Below are 3,173 nucleotides of genomic sequence, written 5' to 3' on the forward strand. Positions count from 1 at the left end.
ATTAATCATCAGCCAACGCGATCTTCAAATGTGGAAATGCGATCGTTGAAACGGTTACTTAATTTTATTAACGGTTGGATTATGTCGGGTAATGATAACCGTCGGGACAGTATTGAAAACTTTTTGGCAGCGGCCCGTCGATTGCAAATTGATGTTATCACGATGAATGATTTGCAGGTATCTATGACCGATATCTGGACGAAATCCCAGACTGTGCGAGAGACGGGTACGCCGACTGGTCTCCAACAGTTATCGTATTACGCTGAAATTGTGCCACCATTTGAATTAACGAGTATTGGTGACTATTTGCACCAAGTTATTCGTGATAAGCGGATCAAGGTACAGGAGCTGGCGCAATATGGTTTTTCAAAAACCAAGGTTTACCGGATGTATGACGATGATGCGTCGTTTCGGGTGAACGATTTGTTGACGCTGATGCCACATCTCGGGTTAATGCCTGGTGATTTGGATGCCGTTGTACCACAATTTAATGACGCGACGTATCGTGTGAAGTACAATCTTCAGTTCGTGGCTGAGACGTTTATACCAACGGCGGTTGCGCAGGCGAAAATGCGCTACGACGAAACTGGCCACTTAGGATTTCTGGAACAATGGTTGGAGCTACGCATGATCATTGGTAGTCGACTGGATGGCCGGTGGTATGCCAGCGAAGAAGCAAAGTCGTTGGGCCAACAGGCGCAACGGCTGCTACAAAGTATGGACACCTGGCATGATTCAGAATTTCGTATTTTGAAATTGGCGTGGATGGCAGTCGATTCAGTGGCTGGCGTCCATATGATGGTGAATATGACGCACGCGAATGATGTTGATAATATTTTGCAACGAACTTATGCCAACCGTGTTGTTGAAGGCGTTGAGTATGCGATATTTAAAGCAATGTTTGAAGGTAACCAAGAATTACTGGATGCGCTTTTACAAGTTGCGTTTGAAGAGCAAAAACGCGATGACAAGGCACTAAAGTATGCCTCGTGGCGTTGGCGCTTCTTGATGTATGAAAACTACCGCACATACTTCACTAATCCAGAAGAGGCGGTTGGCCACCTCGTTGATTTTTTTGCTGACTATGATGAACTAGTTGGTGAATTTGAAATTACCGATAAGTACAAAACGTTGTTTAATGCTATGTGGCGAGAACATTTGGCGAAAAAGTAGACATGAGCGGGAAGTTTTCCTCGCTGATGACAAAGAGTCGGTAGAATAGCTAATGTTGAGAGTTAACCGACTCGACACTTTTCTCATATAATGTTTAATACTAACCTAATTAAACAATAACCATATACATAAGAGCACCCGTGATTCTAACCAAATCGTGGGTGTTTTTATGTATATATGCATATTTTATGGATATACGGTTTAGAATTGTATATCTTTGCATAAAACCATGTTTCAAGGCGGGGAAATGTGGTATTATATTCAACGTTGCTGTAAACGCAACCGTAATAAAACAAATAAAGTTATGATTTAAAAAGGAGTCGGGGATGGCTGATAAAAATACGGCACCAGATTCATTACAACGGGGTTTGTCTAAACGACATGTCACGATGATTGCCATTGGTGGCACAATTGGTACGGGATTATTTCTAGGTGCGGGCGACTCGATTAGTCTGACAGGACCATCGATCTTGTTCGTGTACCTATTAACGGGAATTTTCCTTTACATTATGATGCGCGCAATCGGCGAGCTACTCTATGCAGACCCAGATAACAATTCGTTTGTGAGTTTTGTGTCTAAATATCTGGGGCCTGGCGCTGGTCACTTCGTTGGCTGGTCATACTGGATTACGTTAATTTTACCGGCAATGGCGGAGTTAACGGCGATTGGTAAATATGTCCAATTCTGGCTACCAACGATGCCGGCATGGCTAATTGAAATTGTCGTGATGTTACTATTGGTTGGTGTGAACTTGGTCGCAGTCAAATTTTTTGGAGAGGCGGAGTTTTGGTTCTCTTCAATTAAAATTATTGCCATTCTGGGTATTATCATTACTGGAATTTTGATGATGATTACCGGCTTTAAAACACCAGGCGTTCACGGTGGGGTGGTGTCATTTGCAAACATTACCCACCATTTCCAGCTGTTTCCAAATGGGGGCATGAATTTTATGATGGCGTTCCCAATGGTATTCTTTGCATTCGTGGGAATTGAATTTGTCGGTTTGATGTCTGCTGAAACCAAAAATCCACGTGAAGTCATGCCTAAGGTAATTAACACGGTGTTGTTCCGTATTTTGGTGTTCTATGTGGGAGCTTTGGCCATTATCATGTCAATTTATGATTGGCATTATTTACCAGCTGATCAAAGCCCGTTCGTCTTTATTTTTAAGTTAATCGGGATTGATTGGGCGGCGGCTTTGCTGAACTTTGTGGTGTTGACCGCTGCGATGTCAGCATTAAACACACTGATTTATTCAGCTGGTCGTGATGTCTACGCGCTGGCCCTTGAAAATACCGGTAAATGGCAAGACTACTTCAAGCGCTTGTCAACAAAGGCGATTCCAGCCCGCGCAATTTTGTTCTCAGCGATTTTGATTATGCTTACACCTGTGATTAACGCATTACCAATTTTTGAGTCAGCGTTTAATTTCTTTGCGTCAGCTACGGCAGCGATTACCTTGGTTATTTATAGCTTAATCATGATTGCGCACCGCAAGTATCGGGCCAGTGCAGATTTCATTGAAGACGGGTTTAAGATGCCGTTTTATAAAGTTGCTAGTCCTTTGACGTTGCTATTCTTTCTCTTTATCTTTGTGACATTGTTCTTGGATAAGACGGATACAATTGCTGCGTTAGGTGGCATTGCTTGGACCGTGGGTTATGGCTGGTACAGTCATAAAAAATATGGTATGAAATTTAACTAAATCATATGTAAAAAGGTGGGATAACAATTGTTATCTCACCTTTATTTGTGTTTTTATTAAATTTAGATTAGAATAAACGCACGGATTAAACTGGAGGATGGATATGACGACATTGACAGGACAGGATTTGCGCGCATTGCTCAAGGAACAAGCTTTACTGGAAGAAACTATGGCTTTAGCGGGGTGGGACCAGCTGACTGGTATGCCTAAGGATGCCAGCGAGTTCCGCGCAGAATTGCAAAGTTATTTAACAGAAAAGTATCTGGGTGTTTCGACGGGTGATCAAGCCAAGGC

At 42.6% G+C, this 3,173-nt stretch carries 2 protein-coding genes and 1 pseudogene; all 3 read left to right on the forward strand.

The genetic code is table 11. From position 1 onward, the window contains the following. Nucleotides 1–1,173 (forward strand): helix-turn-helix domain-containing protein (locus WEIDD23_RS13740; protein ID WP_207644210.1); only part of this gene is annotated, 1,173 nt, incomplete at its 5' end. Between the two features lie 326 nt (nucleotides 1,174–1,499). Next, nucleotides 1,500–2,879 (forward strand): amino acid permease, encoded by a 1,380-nt coding sequence (locus WEIDD23_RS09350; protein ID WP_010374207.1) that lies wholly within the window; start codon nucleotides 1,500–1,502, stop codon nucleotides 2,877–2,879. Between the two features lie 103 nt (nucleotides 2,880–2,982). Further along, nucleotides 2,983–3,173 (forward strand): annotated as a pseudogene (locus WEIDD23_RS14850) (carboxypeptidase M32); the annotation flags it as partial.

The sequence above is a fragment of the Weissella sp. DD23 genome (assembly GCF_001579105.1).
Classification (GTDB): Bacteria; Bacillota; Bacilli; order Lactobacillales; family Lactobacillaceae; genus Weissella; species Weissella cibaria.